Origin of the sequence: Nonomuraea sp. NPDC049152 (assembly GCF_040648355.1) — a bacterium.
GTDB lineage: Bacteria > Actinomycetota > Actinomycetes > Streptosporangiales > Streptosporangiaceae > Nonomuraea.
Map to the genome: position 1 here is coordinate 41184 of NZ_JBEZDO010000004.1, position 17367 is coordinate 58550.

General features: G+C 69.0%; 13 protein-coding genes. 7 read left to right on the top strand and 6 right to left on the bottom strand.

What is annotated here, in order from left to right; genetic code table 11:
• Positions 1-27: 27 nt before the first annotated feature.
• Positions 28-2634, bottom strand: a complete 2607-nt coding sequence (locus tag AB0B45_RS09020; RefSeq protein ID WP_358127640.1) for a LuxR C-terminal-related transcriptional regulator — start codon at positions 2632-2634, stop codon at positions 28-30.
• An 86-nt stretch (positions 2635-2720) separates the two neighbouring features.
• Here AB0B45_RS09020 and AB0B45_RS09025 point away from each other — a divergent pair, with 86 nt between their 5' ends.
• Both AB0B45_RS09025 and arc read left to right on the top strand, forming a co-directional pair.
• Complete coding sequence (locus tag AB0B45_RS09025; RefSeq protein ID WP_358127642.1) at positions 2721-3569, top strand: tRNA (adenine-N1)-methyltransferase; 849 nt, start codon at positions 2721-2723, stop codon at positions 3567-3569.
• 204 nt (positions 3570-3773) lie between these two features.
• Positions 3774-5537 (top strand): proteasome ATPase, encoded by a 1764-nt coding sequence (arc, locus tag AB0B45_RS09030; RefSeq protein ID WP_358127644.1) that lies wholly within the window; start codon positions 3774-3776, stop codon positions 5535-5537.
• 112 nt (positions 5538-5649) lie between these two features.
• On the opposite strand, the gene AB0B45_RS09035 is transcribed toward arc, so the two are convergent.
• From AB0B45_RS09035 to AB0B45_RS09045, 3 genes are read right to left on the bottom strand one after another with little or no spacing between them, the layout of a single operon-like run.
• A complete protein-coding gene (locus AB0B45_RS09035; protein ID WP_358127646.1) occupies positions 5650-7005 on the bottom strand; it encodes a family 2B encapsulin nanocompartment shell protein in 1356 nt (451 codons plus the stop codon).
• Positions 7002-9128 carry a germacradienol/geosmin synthase gene (locus AB0B45_RS09040; protein WP_358127648.1) on the bottom strand — a complete coding sequence of 709 codons (2127 nt, stop codon included), beginning with the start codon at positions 9126-9128 and terminating at the stop codon, positions 7002-7004. Before AB0B45_RS09040 ends, AB0B45_RS09035 begins: the two co-directional genes overlap by 4 nt.
• Positions 9128-10498 carry a family 2B encapsulin nanocompartment shell protein gene (locus AB0B45_RS09045; RefSeq protein WP_358127649.1) on the bottom strand — a complete coding sequence of 457 codons (1371 nt, stop codon included), beginning with the start codon at positions 10496-10498 and terminating at the stop codon, positions 9128-9130. The genes AB0B45_RS09040 and AB0B45_RS09045 overlap by 1 nt, the downstream gene beginning before the upstream one ends.
• A 132-nt stretch (positions 10499-10630) precedes the next feature.
• Between AB0B45_RS09045 and AB0B45_RS09050 the strand changes: the two genes are divergently transcribed.
• Together AB0B45_RS09050 and dop are read left to right on the top strand one after the other, a co-directional pair.
• On the top strand, positions 10631-11776 hold the full coding sequence (locus AB0B45_RS09050; RefSeq protein WP_358127651.1) for an acyltransferase: 1146 nt from the start codon (positions 10631-10633) through the stop codon (positions 11774-11776).
• A 97-nt stretch (positions 11777-11873) separates the two neighbouring features.
• On the top strand, positions 11874-13388 hold the full coding sequence (gene dop, locus AB0B45_RS09055; RefSeq protein ID WP_358127653.1) for a depupylase/deamidase Dop: 1515 nt from the start codon (positions 11874-11876) through the stop codon (positions 13386-13388).
• Positions 13389-13456: 68 nt separating this feature from the next.
• On the opposite strand, the gene AB0B45_RS09060 is transcribed toward dop, so the two are convergent.
• Positions 13457-13861: a hypothetical protein gene (locus tag AB0B45_RS09060; protein WP_358127655.1), complete on the bottom strand. Its 405-nt coding sequence runs from the start codon at positions 13859-13861 to the stop codon at positions 13457-13459.
• Between the two features lie 147 nt (positions 13862-14008).
• On the opposite strand from AB0B45_RS09060, the gene AB0B45_RS09065 reads away from it, so the two are divergent.
• Positions 14009-14218, top strand: a complete 210-nt coding sequence (locus AB0B45_RS09065) for a ubiquitin-like protein Pup (protein WP_358127656.1) — start codon at positions 14009-14011, stop codon at positions 14216-14218.
• A gap of 252 nt (positions 14219-14470) precedes the next feature.
• On the opposite strand, the gene AB0B45_RS09070 is transcribed toward AB0B45_RS09065, so the two are convergent.
• The gene (locus tag AB0B45_RS09070; protein ID WP_358127657.1) at positions 14471-15487 is read right to left on the bottom strand and encodes a DNA polymerase IV; all 1017 of its coding nucleotides are present in this window, start codon (positions 15485-15487) and stop codon (positions 14471-14473) included.
• A 236-nt stretch (positions 15488-15723) separates the two neighbouring features.
• On the opposite strand from AB0B45_RS09070, the gene prcB reads away from it, so the two are divergent.
• Positions 15724-16539 carry a proteasome subunit beta gene (gene prcB / locus AB0B45_RS09075; RefSeq protein WP_358128363.1) on the top strand — a complete coding sequence of 272 codons (816 nt, stop codon included), beginning with the start codon at positions 15724-15726 and terminating at the stop codon, positions 16537-16539.
• Between the two features lie 21 nt (positions 16540-16560).
• Positions 16561-17316 (top strand): proteasome subunit alpha, encoded by a 756-nt coding sequence (gene prcA, locus AB0B45_RS09080; protein ID WP_358128365.1) that lies wholly within the window; start codon positions 16561-16563, stop codon positions 17314-17316.
• The last annotated feature ends 51 nt before the right edge of the window (positions 17317-17367 follow it).

Sequence of the window (17367 nt, forward strand, 5' to 3'; positions counted from 1 at the left end):
TTGCTATCAATCCCCGTGCCATGGCGGCTAATCGACGTCCAGGAGCGCCGCCAGCTCCGTCCTGCCGTTCACGCCGAGCTTGCCGTAGACCGACTGCAGGTGGTTGTCGACCGTCCTGATCGACAGCACCAGCGACGCCGCGATGTCCTTGCTGGCCAGCCCGGACGCCGCCAGCCTGGCGATCTCCCTCTCGCGCGGCGTCAGCGCCGGCCCCTCTAAGCGCGCCAGCGCGGGCGAGCGGGCGCCCTGGCACGAGGCCGCGTAAGCCGCCGCCCTGGCCGCCGCGGCCCTGCCCTGCTGCGGGCGGCCCCTGGCCCGGTGGGCGGCCGAGGCCTGCGCGTAGGCCTCGGCGGCGTGCAGCAGCATGCCGAGCTCCGTGAACGACGCCGCCGCCCGCTCCAGGCCCTCCGCGTCGCCTGCGGCGGCCGCCGCCCCGTGCGCGGCGTAGATCGCCGACAGCCTCCCGTCGTGCAGCCTGGCCACCTCCGACAGGCGCGGGGCGACCTTCGCCGCCGCGCCGAACCGCACCGCGTCGTGCAGGGCGACCAGCTCGATGCCGTACAGCTCGTGCGTGCGGGCACGCGCCGCGTGCGCCAGCGCCAGCTCCACCGCCCGCGACGCCTGCCCTCCCATCGCCGCCACCCAGCGCTGCGCCGAGTCGATCGAGGTCTGCAGCAGGTACAGCACGTCGGTGCGGTCCTTCTCCGCCTGCGCCAGCAGCGCCCTGGCCGTGCTCTGGTCGCCCAGCAGCGCGCTGCAGTGCGCCAGCTCGGCCACGGCCAGCGCGGTGAAGTGGCCCGCCCCCGCCAGCGTCGTCGCCTCCCTGGTGATCCGCGCGGCCTCGCCGACCCTGCCGCGCATCCTGGCGATCTCGCCGTGCCACTGCAGGAACATCCGCCGGAACATGCGCAGCTCGCTGTCCTCGCCCAGCAGTTCCTGGCCGTGCACGACCACCCGCTCGGCTGCGGCCAGATCGCCGCTGAACAGCTCGGCCAGATAGCGGCCCGCCACCAGCTTGAGCACCTCAGAGGGCGCCGCGTCGTGCCAGGACTCCTCCACCGCCCTGGCCCGCTCGAACATCCGCCGCGCCTCGGCGCACCTGCCCGCGTACGGCAGGCCGTAGGCGGTGATGCCCATCGCCATCGCCGTGCCCACGACCGAGCCCGCGCCCTCGGCGAGCATCCGCTCGGCCGCGGCCGCGCACTCGTGGACCTCGCCGCGCAGGATGCGGACGTTCAGCCGCATCGCCTGCACCATCATCCGCAGCGCCGGGTCCTTCAGCATCGACTCGGCGTCGTCGAGCACCACGTCGGCCTCGGCGGGCCTGCGCAGCCCGAAGTTCAGGTTCCACGCGCGCTGCATCGCCAGCTGCGCCCGCAGCCGGGGATCACACGGCTCCTCCCATACCGAGGTCAGTGCTGCCTCCGAGTCGTCGAACGACTCCGAGAACGACAGCACGTCCGACAGGGTGATCGCCGCCTCGGCCCCGCCGCCCGCGTTCAGCGCCGCCCACCCCAGCCTGGCGGCCAGCGTCGCGTCGTGCGCCGCCCACGCGATCCTGCAGCCCGACAGCAGCGGCGCGGGGTCCTTCGCGGTGCCGCTCTCCAGCCGCCACATCGCCATCCTGACCACGTCGTCGCGCCGCCTGGCGCCCGTGGCCTCCAGCGCCTCGGCCAGCTGCCGGTAGCGGCGGCGGGTGCGCAGCAGCGGGCTGCGCGCCCTGATCGCCTCGCCGTACAGCGGGTGGGCCAGGCGCACCAGTGTCCGCCCGCCGTCCACGAGCACCCTGACGAGGTCCTTGGCTTCCAGCGCCTCCACCGCCGCCGGGGGCACCAGCCCTGCCAGCAGCTGCGCCCCCAGCGGCTCGCCGAGCGCGATGTACTCCAGCGCCTCCTCCTCGGCCGCCTCCAGCCTGCCGATGCGGGCCGCCACCAGCTCGGCCAGCGGGGGAGCGACGGGCGGCGCCGACTCCAGCCGCCACAGCCCCTGCACCCGCACCAGCGCCCCGAGGTCCAGCGCGCCCGCCACCAGCTCCCGCAGGAACAGGGCGTTGCCCTCGGTCAGCCGGTGCAGCCTGGCCACGCTCTGCGACTCCACGGGGTCGCCCAGCACCCCCGCCAGGATGCGGCCCACGTCGTGCAGGCTCAGCGGCGCCAGCTCCATCCTGGCCAGGCCCAGGTCCTTCCACAGCGTCACCACCGCCTCGGGCGCCGGCTCGCCGCTGCGCAGCGTCAGCAGCAGCTGCGCGGCGGCGCCCTGCGCCATGTGGTGCAGAACCGCCGCCGAGCCCGGATCCAGCAGGTGGGCGTCGTCGATGAGCATCAGCGGCCGCCGCTCGGTCCCCACCAGCGTGTCGGAGATCCACTTCAGCGGGTTGGCGCCCTGCGGCAGCGCCGCGGGCAGCAGATGGGCCAGCGCGCCGAACGGCAACTCGCGGGCCGCCATCGAGGCGATGGCGTGCACCGCCGTACGGCCGCGCGAGCGCAGCGAGGTCACCACCTCCGCCGCGAGCCTGCTCTTGCCCACACCCGCCGCGCCCACGACGGCGACACCGCAGGTCGCGGGGTCGTTCATCAGCGTCAGCAACCGGTCGGTCTCCTCGACCCGGCCGGCGAAGGGCCAGCGTGTCGACACGTGAGGATGTTACGGTGAAGAAGGGCGCAAATACAGGGGGTTGCCACAGGCCGACCGACCCCGCGATTCGCCCTATCCTCATGCCCATGGGTTTTCGCAGGCACGGGCCGTTCCAGATAGGGGATCAGGTGCAGCTCACCGACCCCAAGAACAAGCGTCACACGATCACGCTCAAGCAGGACGGGGTCTTCCACACGCACAAGGGGGCGATCCCGCACAGCGACCTGATCGGCCAGCCCGAAGGCTCAGTGGTCCGCTCGTCCGGCGGCACGCAGTACCTCGCCTTCCGCCACCTGCTGCAGGACTACACCCTGTCGATGCCGCGCGGCGCGGCCGTCATCTACCCCAAGGACGCCGCCCAGATCGTCGGCATGGCCGACGTCTTCCCCGGAGCCCGCGTCATCGAGGCGGGCGTCGGCTCGGGCGCGCTGACCTGCTTCCTGCTGCGCGCCGTCGGCGCCGAGGGCAAGGTCATCTCCTACGAGCGGCGCCAGGAGTTCGCCGACGTCGCCCGCAAGAACGTCGAGAAGTTCTTCGGCGGCGAGATGGACAGCTGGCGCCTGGTCGTCGGCGACCTGAACGAGTCCATCGACGAGAGCGACGTCGACCGGGTCATCCTCGACATGCTGGCCCCGTGGGAGTGCGTCGACTCCGCGGCCAAGGCTCTCACGCCGGGCGGCGTGATCTGCGTCTACGTGGCCACGACCACCCAGATGTCCAAGACGGTCGAAACCCTTCGGGAGCACGGGAGTTTCACCGAGCCCCACGCGTGGGAGACCCTGGTTCGCGACTGGCATGTCGAGGGACTGGCCGTACGACCTGATCACCGGATGATCGGGCACACCGGCTTCCTCGTCACCGCCCGCCGCATGGCGGACGGCGTCACGCCCCCGCCACGGCGCCGACGACCGAAGGGAACCACCGAAGAACTATGACGATTTGGCCACGGCGGTGCCTTGGTGCGTGACACGGGAACAGATGACCGTGTTCATATGCTGGAAGTACTAAACACGCCAATACGGATTATTCGCCGAATACCGAATGTCACTCTACGAACACTTTCCGGCCAGGTAGCGGAAAGCCGGGAGATGGGTAAGGTCCTTAGTAGTCGCTCTCGACTGGGAAGGAGGTGACGGGGCGTGGCAGCTCGCGATGATGCAGAGGCTCGAGCCGCGCAGCGCGAACGGGAGGTCGCTGATCTTTCAACACAGGTCTCCTTCCTGCAGGAGGAGATCACAGCGCTGCGAAGGAAGCTGGCCGAGTCACCCCGTCAGGCCAGGGTCCTCGAGGAGCGTCTCCACGAGGCGCAGGCCAACCTTGCCGCGGTCACCAGCCAGAACGAACGGCTGGTAGCCACACTCAAGGAGGCCAGGGACCAGATCGTGGCCCTCAAGGAAGAAGTCGACCGGCTGGCCCAGCCGCCGTCCGGCTTCGGCGTCTTCCTCGAGGCAAGAGAAGACGGCACGGTGGAAGTCTTCACCGGAGGCCGCAAACTGCGGGTCAACGTCAGTCCCGCAGTCGATGTCGATGTGCTCAAGCGTGGCCAGGAAGTCATGCTCAACGAGGCGCTCAACGTGGTCGAGGCGCTCGGCTACGAAGAGGTCGGCGAGATCGTGATGCTCAAGGAACTGCTCGAAGACGGCGAGCGCGCCCTGGTCATCTCCCACGCCGATGAGGAGCGCGTCGTGCGCCTCGCCGAGTCGCTGCTCGGACAGCCCGTCCGCGCGGGCGACTCACTGCTGCTGGAGCCCCGCTCCGGCTACGTCTACGAGCGCATCCCCAAGTCCGAAGTGGAAGAGCTCGTCCTCGAAGAGGTCCCTGACATCTCCTACGAGGAGATCGGCGGCCTCATGCGTCAGATCGAGCAGATCAGGGACGCCATCGAGCTGCCCTACCTGCACGCCGACCTGTTCCGCGAGCACAAGCTCCGCCCGCCCAAGGGCGTGCTGCTGTACGGCCCGCCCGGATGCGGCAAGACGCTCATCGCCAAGGCCGTCGCCAACTCCCTGGCCAAGCAGGTCGCGGAGAAGACGGGGCAGTCGGGCAAGAGCTTCTTCCTCAACATCAAGGGTCCCGAACTCCTCAACAAGTACGTCGGCGAGACCGAGCGGCACATCCGCCTGGTCTTCCAGCGAGCAAGGGAGAAGGCCTCCGAGGGCACCCCGGTGATCGTGTTCTTCGACGAGATGGACTCGATCTTCAGGACCCGAGGCTCGGGCGTCTCCTCCGACGTCGAGAACACCATCGTCCCTCAGCTGCTGTCGGAGATCGACGGCGTCGAGGGACTGGAGAACGTCATCGTCATCGGCGCCTCCAACCGTGAAGACATGATCGACCCGGCGATCCTGCGGCCAGGCCGCCTGGACGTCAAGATCAAGATCGAGCGGCCGGACGCCGAGGCGGCCAAGGACATCTTCTCCAAGTACCTCATCGCCGACCTCCCGCTGCACCCGGACGACCTGGCCGAGCACAGCGACTCCCGCGACTCCACGATCGCGGGAATGATCCAGAGCGTCGTCGAGCGCATGTACACCGAGAGCGAAGAGAACCGCTTCCTCGAGGTGACCTACGCCAACGGCGACAAGGAAGTCCTCTACTTCAAGGACTTCAACTCCGGCGCGATGATCCAGAACATCGTCGACCGGGGCAAGAAGATGGCCATCAAGCAGTTCCTCGAGACCGGGCAGAAGGGCCTGCGGGTGCAGCACCTGCTCGCCGCCTGCGTGGACGAGTTCTCCGAGAACGAGGACCTGCCCAACACCACCAACCCCGACGACTGGGCCCGCATCTCCGGCAAGAAGGGCGAGCGGATCGTGTACATCCGCACGCTGGTCTCCGGCAAGCAGGGCACCGAGGCAGGCCGGTCGATCGACACGGTCGCGAACACCGGCCAGTACCTGTAGTTCTCCGGTCGAAAGGGCCGCTCCCCACTCAGGGGAGCGGCCCTTTCGCCATCCGATGGCCGCCTGGCGCCTGGGCTCGGCGGAGAAGCCTAGGCGAACGCCGGCCGTACGGCTAGCCGACCTCGACGCTCTCCAGCAGCCCCAGCGCGTCAGGGACCAGCACGGCCGCTGAGTGGTAGGCGGTGACCAGGTAGGACAGGATCGCCCGGTCGCAGATCCCGGCGAACCGCACCGACAGACCTGGCTCCCGCTCGTCCGGCAGCCCCGTGCGGCGCAAGCCGATCACCCCCTGGTCGTCCTGACCCAGGCGCATCGCCACGATGGAGGTCAGACCCCGATCCGAGACCGGGATCTTGTCGCACGGCAGCAGCGGCACACCCCGCCACGCGATCACCTTCCCGCCCTGGACGTCCGTCATCGCCGGATACACCCCGCGCGCGTTGCACTCCCTCCCGAACGCGGCGATCGCCCTCGGATGAGCCAGGAAACAGTGTGTCTTCCTGCGCCTGGCCAGCAGATCGTCCAGATCGTCCGGCGTCGGGGGGCCGCCCCTGGTGTGGACGCGCTGCTTCAGATCGGCGTTGTGCAACAGCCCGAACTCCCTGTTGTTGAGCAGCTCGAACTCCTGCCGCTCCCGCAACGCCTCCACGGTCAGCCGCAGCTGCTGCTCGACCTGATCCATCGGATCGCTGTACAGATCCGCCACCCTGGTGTGGATACGCAGGACCGTCTGGGCCACGCTCAGCTCGTAGACCCTGGGCGCGAGGTCGTAGTCGACGAACGTGCCGGGCAGCCGCGCCTCACCCACGTGCCCGGCCGCCAGCGCCACCTCCGCCTCGCCGTACCTGTTCTGCGGCCTCGCCTGGCCCGAAGGCGTCAGATGGGCGCGCAGACCTGGGGAGCGGTCGAGCAGGCCCCGCAACGCGGGGCCTGGCAACGCCAGCACCGTGCACCCGGTGATCGCCCGCACCGTGTACGGCCAGCCGGGCGCGCCGCCCGCCAGCAGCGCGTCGCCGAGATGGTCGCCGTCCGCCAGCCGCCCCAGCTCGGCGGAGCCGTCGTAGGCGCCGTGCGCCGACTTGGCCAGCTTGCCGTGCGCGACCAGCAGCAGCTCCTCGACCGGCGCGCCCTCCTCGGCGATCACCTGTCCGGGCTCGTACTCCCGCTGCTCGAACAGGCCGGCCAGCTCCGCCAGCACCTCGGCATCGTCGAAGCCCCGCAGCGCGGGCAGCTCGCACAACTCGCCGGGCACCACCCGCACGTCGGCGCCCGTCGAGGTGAAGCTCACCCTGCCATCGCCGACCTGGTATGACAGGCGCCGGTTGAGCCGGAAGGAGCCACCCGTCACCTCCACCCACGGCAGCACCCGCAGCAGATGCCGCGGGGAGATCTCCTGCATGAACGGCACGGACTTGGTGGTGGTCGCCAGATTCCTGGCGGCCGCCGTGCTCAGACTCGACGCGGTCACGAGGCGACCCTCCCCAGCAGCGTTCCGATCCTGGTGCCGGCGGTGCCGAGCCCGGTCGGCCCCGGCACCCAGCGGGCGCGTTGCAACGTCGGCTCGTCATAGCGCCTGCACTCCTTGTGCCAGCGCAGGATGGCGGCCATCCAGTCGCCCAGCTCGGCCACGTATTCGGCCACCGAGGCGCGCAGCCCGGCGTCGGCGCCCATGTCGTCGAGCAGCGCCGGCACGTCGACCTCGGCTACCTTCTGGAACTGCCGCATCCTCGCCGTCATCAGCGAGCCGACCAGCTCCGTCGCCCTGGGCAGGTCGCAGTCGAAGAACGTCTGCACGACCAGCACCATGTTGTGCAGCTCGCCCTCGAACTCGATCTCCTTCTGATAGGAGAACAGGTCGTTGAGCATGCAGGCGTAGTCGTGGGCCGCGCCGACCAGCGCCGCGATCGGCCGCGACCCCCACACCTCGGCGGGGATCGACCGCCCGGGCGCCAGCCGCGCCAGCGCCATCGTCAGGTCGGAGCCGAACGTCTTGCGCCGCATCTCCACGTAGTCGACGGGATCGGGGACCCGGTTCTGGATGTGATTCGACAGCTCCCACAACCAGCTCTCCGTCATCGCCTCCACCGACGCCCTGAACTCCGCGCGCCCCTCGGGCGACATCGGCTCGGCCGTACGGACCCACAGATCCGCCAGGCCGCGCTCCACCGGGTTGGCCGCCACCGCCGTCACCACCAGATCCAGCGGCATGAACGCCGACAGCCGCCGGTTGAACGCCTTCGCCCCTGTGAAGTCGCGGGAGCGGCCGAACACCACCGGCAGGTAGTCGTCGCCGTAGGTGCCCCAGCTCAGCCAGTCGGTGGCCAGGACCAGCCCCTCCAGGCTCGCGTCGGGATCGATGCCGGCCGCGCACAAGGCCAGGTCGTAGCCGTCATGCGCGGCCCTGTCCCACACCAGCGTGTAGAAGCCCATCGCCTCCGCGTAGTCGAGCGTCGCCTTGCGCGCCGCCTCCAGGTGCGGGTTCTCCCGCACCTGGAAGGGCATGTGGATCTCCGGCAGCGGCAGGGGACCCACCTTCTGGTGCGGGACGTGGGCGTGGTTCCTCAGCCCGCCGGGGCCCAGCACGTGCCGGGGCGAGACATGGAAGCCGGTGCGCCCCCCACCGTTCATGTAGCGGTTGGAGCGCAGATGCCACTCGTGCCCGCCCGACTGCCAGTCCTGCAGGCCGCGCGCGTAGCGCAGCACCGCCTCCTGCTCGTGCGGCGCCAGCGCCTGCTCGGCGAACAACACCGGCAGCTCGGTGAACGTCGTGTGCTCGAACACGTGCAGCCGCGACGTCAGCAGATCATTGGTGATCTCCGCCGCCTTCTGCGTGTCGCAGCCGAGGAAACGCTCCACGACCAGCACGCAGTTGGACAGCTCACCCTCCTCCTCCACCTCCCGCTGGTAGGAGAACAGGTCGTTGCGCAGGTGCACCGCGTCGGCGAACGTCTCCGTCAGCACCCTGATCGGACGGCTGCCCGCCACCCGCTCCGGCACCTCCGCGCCCACCGCGTGCTCGATCAGGCACGCCGACCACGGAGCGCCGCCCACCTTGCGGCGCTCCTCGATGTACTCGATCGGGTTGGACACCTGGCCGTCCTCGATGTGGAACAGCTCCCACATCGACTCCTGCATGAGCTCGTGGTTGGTCCTGGTGAAGCGCTCCCGCCACAGCCGCGACATCCCGGGCACCGTACGGGCCCACAGATCGCGCAGTCCCTTCTCCGTGGGGTTGTCCGGCTCGGGCGGATCGTCGGTCATGAACAGATCGAGCCGATCCAGGTACGCCTGGGCGCCCGCCACATCTCTCGTCCGCTTGAAGATCTCGAGGAAGTGGTCGTCGAAGAAGAACACCCAGACATACCAGTCGGTGATCAGGTCCAGCTCGGCGGCATCGCACTCCGGATGGGTGTAAGCGCAGAGCAGGCCGTAGTCCATGCCGTCGAACCTGCGCTCCTCCCAGATCTCCGGATCCTCCAGCATGCCCATCTCCCGCGCCCACGCCTTGGTGTGGACGCGAGCCGACTCCACATGCGGATTCAGCCTGGCCGGATAGGGGCAGTAGAAGTCGGGCAGCTCGAAGGGGCCCATCAGCCGACTTCGACGCTTTCCAGAATGCCCAGCGCGTCGGGCACCAGCACCGCCGCCGAGTAGTACGTCGTCACCAGGTAGGAGATGACCGCCTGGTCGTTGATGCCCATGAAGCGCACCGAAAGGCCCGGCTGGTACTCATCCGGCAGTCCCGTCCTGTGCAGGCCGATCACGCCCTGGTTCGCCTCGCCCAGCCGCATCGCCATGATCGAGGTGACGCCCTTGTCGCTCACCGGGATCTTGTTGCACGGCAGCACGGGAATGCCGCGCCACGCGGGCACGCTCTGCCCGCCGTACTCCGCGTTCGACGGGTACAGGCCCCTGGCGTTGCACTCGCGGGCGAAGGCCGCGATCGCCCGTGGATGGGCGAGGAACACCGCGGGGTCCTTCCACACCTTGGCCAGCAGCTCGTCCATGTCGTCGGGCGTCGGCGGCCCGCTGCGGGTATGGACGCGCTGCTTGAGATCGGCGTTGTGCAGCAGGCCGAACTCCTTGTTGTTGACCAGCTCGTCCTCCTGCCGCTCCCGCAACGCCTCGATGGTCAGCCGCAGCTGCTGCTCGGTCTGGTTCATCGGCTCGTTGTAGAGATCGGCCACGCGCGAGTGCACCCGCAGGATCGTCTGCGCCACGCTCAGCTCGTACTGCCTCGGCGCCAGCTCGTAGTCGACGAACGTGCCGGGCAGCCTCGCCTCGCCCACATGGCCCGCCGCCAGCGCGATCGCCGCCTCACCATGGGCGTTCTGCGCGTGCCCGTCCCAGTTCGCTGCGTTCTCCAGCCGGGCGTGCAGCACATCCGAGTTGCCCCGGACCTCTGCCAGCGCCTGCGCCGACAGCGTCAGCACCGTGCACGCCGTCACCGCCTTCGCCGTGAACTCCCACCGGCCGTCCATGCCCATCAGGACCTGTTCGCCCAGGTAGTCGCCGTCGGCCAGCACCCCCAGCACGCTCTCGTTGTCGTAGGCGCCCTGCGCGACCTTGCGCACCTTGCCGTGCGCGATCAGCACCACCGAGTCGCGCGGGCTGCCCGCCTCCACGATCGTCTCGCCCGGCCGCACCTCCCACTGGGTGAAGCGGCCCGCCAGCGCCGCGAGCGCCTCCTGGTCGTCGAAACCGCGCAGCGCCGGCAGCTCGGCCAGCTCGCCGGGAATGACGCGGACCTCCGATCCCGTCGAGGTGAACGTGACGCGCCCGTCGCCCACCGCATAGGTCAGCCGCCTGTTGACCCGGTAGACACCGCCGATTGCCTGCACCCACGGCAGCACCCGCAGCAGGTGCCGCGAGGTGATCTCCTGCATCTGCGGCACCGACTTCGTCGTCGTCGCAAGATTGCGTGCCGCCGCTGTACTGAGGCTGAGCTGGTCGTCGGTCATTCCCTCACCTGTTCGCTCGGAGTTGTGCGCCACGTAAAGTTATCTACTGAACACGTAAAGTGAAACCTGTGAACCAGGAAAGTCTCAGGAGACACAGGGAACCCAACTGTCACAAGCTGCCGTCAAAGGGGCGTGCGCAGACGACGGATCACCAGTACGCCCGCCCAGGCGAGCGGGAGGCTCGCGGAGCTGGACCTCCTCCGCTTCATCGCGGCCATGGCCGTCCTCGCCTTCCACTTCTTCGTCGCCTTCGCCTCCGTCTGGGGGCAGCGGCCCTCGACTCTGTTCCCCTGGCTCGCCCCCGTCGCGGGGCTCGGCATCCTCGGCGTCGAGCTCTTCTTCGTCATCAGCGGATTCGTCATTCTCATGACCGTGTGGGGGAGAGGGCTCGGCGCGTTCGCCTGGTCCAGGTTCGTCCGCCTGTATCCGGCCTACTGGCTGAGCCTGGCCGCCGTCGTGCTCGTCTACGGCGTGCTCGCGGCAGAGCCGCTCGACCCGAAGCTGTCGGTCGGCGGATACCTGGCCAACGCCACGATGTTCCAGCGCCTGTTCGACATCGCCGACGTCATGAAGGTCCACGACGCGATGGGGGTGTACTGGTCGCTCTGGGCTGAGCTGCGCTTCTACCTGCTCATCTCCATCCTGGTGATCGTCGGCGTCACCTACCGGCGGGTCCTCGTCTTCATGAGCGTCTGGCTCGCCGCCGCGGTCGGCGCCGAATTCCTCGGCAACGACATCGTCAGCGAGATCTTCATGCCCCGCTACGCCGGATACTTCGTCGCGGGCATGGCCCTCTACCTCATCCACCGGCACGGCTCGGCCTGGCTGCCGTGGCTGCTGTTCGCCGCCTCATGGGCCCTGTCCGTCTACTCCGCGCTCGACCGCGTCGCCAGGCGCGTCGACGCGGCCGGCTTCAAGGCCATGCCCGTCACCGAGACGGGCGTCGTCTTCACCGTCACCCTCATCTTCGCCGTCATGGCCATGGTCGCCCTCGGCTACTTCCGCATGCCGTCCTCGCCCGTGCTCACCGCGATGGGCGGCACCACCTACCCGCTCTACCTCTTCCACAGCGTCGTCGCCGTCGCCCTCATCCCGCCTCTCGTCGGCGTCATGCCCGCCTGGGCCGTCGGCGTGATCGCCACGCTCGTCACCCTCCTCTTGTCGTATCTTGTCTATTCCTGTGCCGAACGGCCCATCCAGCGGCTCCTGCGGCCACGGCGCACCCCACAAAGCACGCCAATGTCCGCCGAACGGGTGGAAAAGGCGTCGGTGCCATAACTCTGTGACCCTCAGGGACTGTGAAGGGCATAGGCTCGGGCATATAAACGGCGGATAGACAGACCGGACTCTGTAGGCCGGACCACGAGAGGTGCGCATGACGGTGCGTCGGGTGATGGGCATCGAGACCGAGTACGGGATCTCCGTACCCGGCCAGCCAGGCGCCAACGCGATGGTGACCTCCTCCCAGGTCGTGAACGCCTACCTGGCCGCCTCGGCCGCCAGGGCGCGCCGAGCCCGCTGGGACTTCGAGGAGGAGAACCCCCTGCGCGACGCCCGAGGCTTCGACCTCGCCCGCGAGGTCGCCGACCCCAGCCAGCTGACCGACGAGGACCTCGGCCTCGCCAACGTCATCCTCACCAACGGCGCCCGCCTCTACGTCGACCACGCCCACCCCGAATACTCCACGCCCGAGGTCACCAACCCGCGCGCCGCCGTCATCTGGGACAAGGCGGGCGAGCGGGTCATGTACGACGCCGCCGTCCGCGCCTCGGCCGTCCCCACCAACGCCCCCATCCAGCTCTACAAGAACAACACCGACGCCAAGGGCGCCTCCTACGGCTGCCACGAGAACTACCTGATGCGGCGTGCCACGCCGTTCGCCGACATCGTCCGCCACCTGACGCCGTTCTTCGTCTCCCGGCAGGTCGTCGTCGGCGCAGGCAAGGTCGGCATCGGCCAGGACTCGCGCGGCGAAGGCTTCCAGATCAGCCAGCGCGCCGACTTCTTCGAGGTCGAGGTCGGGCTCGAGACGACGCTCAAGCGGCCCATCATCAACACCCGCGACGAGCCCCACGCCGACCCGGAGAAGTACCGTAGGCTCCACGTCATCATCGGCGACGCGAACATGTCGGAAATATCGACATATCTGAAGCTCGGGACGACGGCCCTGGTCCTCGCGATGATCGAAGACAACTTCCTCACCCGCGACCTCGCCGTCGAGAACCCCGTCCAAGCCCTCCGCGCGGTCTCCCACGACCCCACCTGCCGCTACGAGATCCCCATGCGCGACGGCCGCAAGCTCACCGCGATCCAGCTGCAGATGGAATACCTCGAGCAGGCCCGCAAGTACGTCGAGGAACGCGGCACCGCCACCGAGGAGATGAACAAGGACGTCCTCGACCGCTGGGAGTCCGTCCTCACCCGCCTGGCCGAAGACCCCATGCAGCTCTCCCGCGAGCTCGACTGGGTCGCCAAACTCGAGCTCCTCGAGGGCTACCGCACCCGCGACGGCCTCGCCTGGTCACACCCCAGACTCCAGCTCGTCGACCTCCAGTACTCCGACATCAGGCCCGACCGCGGCCTCTACAACCGGCTCGTCGCCCGCGGCCGCATGCAGCGCCTCGTCACCGAGGAACAGGTCCAGCGCGCCGTCGAGAACCCGCCCACCGACACCCGCGCCTACTTCCGCGGGCGCTGCCTGCGCCAGTACAGCGAATCGGTCGCCGCCGCCTCGTGGGACTCCGTCATCTTCGACATCCCTGGCCGCGAATCGCTCCAGCGCGTACCCACCCTGGAGCCCCTGCGCGGCACCAAGGCCCACGTCGGCGAACTCTTCGACCGCTGCCGCACCGCCGCGGACCTCGTCGCGGCCCTGACCGGCGGGGAGTAGCCCGGGAGCGCGGGGCATGGCGCCGCCGTGCGGTGGCCGTACGGACCGGAGGGAACGCCACCGGACGGCTACAGCAGCGAGATGCCCAGGATCAGCGTGCCCGCGGCCAGCGACAGGCCGCCCGCGAACGTCAGCCAGATCAGTCGGCTCGGCTTCGTGTCGCTCGGCCGGATCACCGACAGGAAGAAACCCAGCGGCATCAGGATCGGCGCCGCCACGATCAGTGTGCGCACCAGCGACCGCATGCCGTCCGACAGGCCGGACTGGTCGATGTACAGCAGCGCCACCAGGCTGAACAGGACCAGCACGCCCGCGTGGGCGTGACCCGCGCGCCAGAGACCGCGGCGGACCGGGTTGTCGTTGTAGCCGGGGACGTTGCGCATGAGGAAGGTCAGCAGGGTGACCCCGCCGTAGGCGACGAACGGGACTGTGATGAGGAGTACACCTGCGGTGCTGAGCGTTGCGGGGGACATCGCGAACCTCCTGAAGGATGGGCCTTCAGTATTGGATAGGGGTGCTATCCAGTCAAGCCGATGAAGATCGCCGGGCTGGGCGCGCGAAATGTCGCCCGGTTCGGGGAAGATAACCAGTAGAGGCAGTCCCCCAAGCGGAGGAAGATCATGGCGAACAGGGACACCGGCGGTCAGAAGCAGACCGGCCGTCGCGAGAACGAGGTCGAGGAGACCGAGGCCTCGGCGGCCGGTGATGTGCAGGAGCGCCAGGAGAAGCTGACCGACGACGTCGACGCGATTCTGGACGAAATCGACGAAGTGCTCGAAGAGAACGCAGAGGAGTTCGTGCGTAGCTACGTCCAAAAGGGCGGACAGTAGGCAAAGCGGACAACCATATAAAGGGCTGAACGGGTGGAAGCGCCCGAGGCAACGACGAGCTGAAGCACCGCGACGGCACCACCGAGGACGACTACGAGCGGATGCTCGCCCGGCAGGGCGGGCTCTGCGCCTTCGGTCGGATGGTGCGGGGTCGGGGCACTTCGAGGACGACGTCGTGCCCGTGGAGGTGCGGCTCAGTACCCGGCCGGACTCCGTGGTCCCGCCGGAGTTCCTGTCGCGGGCGGTGCGGGGCTAGGCGTATTCGACGGAGACGCCGAGCAGGCGGACGGGGCGGTCCTGCGGGAAACGGTCGAAGATCGTGAGCGCGGCCTGTTCGATGGTGGCGGCGTCCAGGGTGGGCTGGGGGAGTTTGGCCTGCCGGGTGTGGGTGGTGAAGGGCGCGTGGCGGACCTTCACGGTGACGCGGACGACGGGGCGTCCTTCGGTTTCCCCGGCCAGCCGCCGGGCCAGTGCGGTGATGTGGTCCCGCATGGTGGCGGGGTCGGTGAGGTCCTCGGTGAAGGTGGTCTCGTGGCTGTGGCCGCGTGGCACCCATGGGGTGGTGGTGACGCTGGTTTCGCCCTTGCCGAGGGCGAGGTAGCGCAGCCATGGGCCGTTGGTGGGTCCGAAGTGGCCGGCCAGATGGGCGGGATCGGCGGCGGCGAGCTGGGTGACGGTGTGGATGCCGAGGCCGGCGAGTTTCCTGCCGGTCTTGGGACCGATGCCCCACAGGGCGGTGGTGGGGCGCTCACCCATCGTGGCATGCCAGGTTTCCGTGGTGAGGCGCGCGACGCCTGCGGGCTTGTTGAACTGGGCGGCGAGTTTGGCCTGGTGCTTGTTGTCGCCGATGCCGATGGAGCAGGTGAGCCCTGTCGCCGCCGTGACCGCTCGCTGGATGTCCTGGGCGAGGGTTTCGGGGTCGTGGGTGGTGGCGCCGAGGAATGCTTCGTCGAGTCCCCAGACCTCGACGGTGACGGGGAAGGTGCGCAGGACGTCCATGACGGCGGCGCTGGCTGCCTCGTAGGCCGGCAGGTCGGTGGGGAGGTAGACGGCGTCGGGCAGGCGTTTGCGGGCGGTGCGCATGGGCGTGCCGGAGTGGACGCCGTGTTCGCGGGCCTCGTAGGAGGCGGTGGCGACGACGGTGCGGGGGGTGGTGGGGTCGCCGTTGCCGCCGACGATGACGGGGCGTCCTCGGAGTTCGGGGTTACGGAGGATCTCGACGGCGGCCATGAAGGCGTCGAGGTCCACGTGGAGCACCCAGTCCCGCATGGGGTCCAGTATGACCGGGTGGTGGGGCGCCGTCGCGATCGGCGCGGGCCGCCTCCCGGGTGCTCGTTACGACATGTCGACCTTCGTATGGGGCTGCAGGGACGTAAATGGTTCGCGCTGAGCTGATCGTGGGAAGTGCATGCAACAGCACAACATGAGTAGGGTCGGGCCCTAAGGACACTAAGGTTTTTGGAGGGAGTCGCGTGGCACCGCACAGGGATCTGTCCGCCGGCTTGATGAGCCAGCTCTTCGTGAACAACGGAAATTCATCGTTCTCTGAGTTCGTCGGTAGTCATGCTCCTGACCTGCTGCCGTCGCGCACGCAGGCGCTGGCCACACCGATCGGTGACCAGGTGTCGCACGCGACCACGATCATCGCCGCCACCTGCGCCGGTGGGGTGGTGATGGCCGGTGACCGCAGGGCGACCTCGGGGAACATGATCTCCCAGCGTGACGTGGAGAAGGTGTTCAGGACCGACGACTACTCCTGCATGGGGATCGCGGGCACGGCCAGCACGGGCATCGAGATGGCCAGGCTCTACCGGGTGGAGCTGGAGCACTACGAGAAGATGGAGGGTCGCACGCTGTCGGTGGCCGGCAAGGCCAACAGGCTGGCGACCATGATCCGCGGCAACCTGGCGATGGCGATGCAGGGCCTGGTGGTGGTGCCGTTGTTCGCCGCCTACGACCCTGACAAGGATGCGGGGCGGATCTTCAGCTACGACGTGGCGGGTGGCCCCTACGAGCGGGACAGGTTCGACGCGATCGGCTCGGGTTCGATCTTCGCGCGGGGCTCGCTGAAGAAGCTCTACAGGGACAACGCGCCGGCTCAGGACATCGTGATGGCGGCCATCCAGGCGCTCTACGACGCCGCGGACGACGATTCGGCGACCGGTGGTCCCGATGTGACCAGGAAGATCTGGCCCATCGTGGCGGTCGTCGACGGCGAAGGTTTCCGCCGCCTGAGCGACGACGAGGTCTCCGGGGTGGTCGAGCGGATGCTCGCGGAACGGATGATCTCCCCTGACGGCCCCATCGCCCCGCTGTCCTAGAAAGGACCTCCCGACGTGTCCATGCCTTTTGGATATGCCTCGCCCGAGCAGATCATGCGCGACAAGGCCGACTACGCGCGCAAGGGCATCGCGCGTGGCCGCAGCGTGGTGGTGCTGCAGTACGCCGACGGCATCCTGTTCGTCGCGCCGAACCCGTCGCGCGCGCTGCACAAGGTGAGCGAGATCTACGACAGGATCGGGTTCGCCGCGGTCGGCCGCTACAACGAGTTCGAGGAACTGCGGCTGGGCGGCATCCGTTATGCCGACATCAACGGCTACACCTATGACCGTTCGGATGTCACGGGTCGCGGGCTGGCCAACCTCTACGCGTCGAATCTGGGCCGCATCTTCACCGAGTCGATCAAGTCGCTCGAGGTGGAGGTGGTGGTGGCCGAAGTGGGCGACGCGCCTGACGGTGACGCGATCTACCGGTTGACGTTCGACGGTTCGGTGTTCGATGAGCACGGCTTCGCCGCGATGGGCGGGCAGGCCGAGGCGGTGGCGGCCAGGCTGAAGGAGCGCTACCAGGAGGGGATGTCGCTGGGCGACGCGCTGGAGGTGGCGCTGGTGGCGCTGACCGAGCCGGGCGGGGAGCGCCCGCCGGCGGGTCAGCTGGAGGTGGCGGTGCTCGACCGCAACAGGGAGCACCGCAAGTTCCTGCGGCTGGCGGGGCCTCGCCTGGAGCGGCTGCTGCGCGCCGCGCCTGAGGCGCCGGCTCCGGCCGAGGACGAGACGCCGACGGCGCCGGAGCCCGGCGCGGGTGACGGCACGGAGTAGCCTGCCGCACCCCTTTCGGAGGGGTCCGTACGGCAGCCATGAGACGGCCAC

Bases quoted from the DNA above. Each gene is read 5' to 3' on its own strand.
- AB0B45_RS09025 (WP_358127642.1), top strand. From the start codon at position 2,721: ATGGGTTTTCGCAGGCACGGGCCGTTCCAGATAGGGGATCAGGTGCAG.
- AB0B45_RS09040 (WP_358127648.1), bottom strand. From the start codon at position 9,128: ATGGGCCCCTTCGAGCTGCCCGACTTCTACTGCCCCTATCCGGCCAGG.
- AB0B45_RS09045 (WP_358127649.1), bottom strand. From the start codon at position 10,498: ATGACCGACGACCAGCTCAGCCTCAGTACAGCGGCGGCACGCAATCTT.
- dop (WP_358127653.1), top strand. From the start codon at position 11,874: ATGACGGTGCGTCGGGTGATGGGCATCGAGACCGAGTACGGGATCTCC.
- AB0B45_RS09060 (WP_358127655.1), bottom strand. From the start codon at position 13,861: ATGTCCCCCGCAACGCTCAGCACCGCAGGTGTACTCCTCATCACAGTC.
- AB0B45_RS09065 (WP_358127656.1), top strand. From the start codon at position 14,009: ATGGCGAACAGGGACACCGGCGGTCAGAAGCAGACCGGCCGTCGCGAG.
- AB0B45_RS09070 (WP_358127657.1), bottom strand. From the start codon at position 15,487: ATGCGGGACTGGGTGCTCCACGTGGACCTCGACGCCTTCATGGCCGCC.
- prcB (WP_358128363.1), top strand. From the start codon at position 15,724: ATGAGCCAGCTCTTCGTGAACAACGGAAATTCATCGTTCTCTGAGTTC.
- prcA (WP_358128365.1), top strand. From the start codon at position 16,561: ATGCCTTTTGGATATGCCTCGCCCGAGCAGATCATGCGCGACAAGGCC.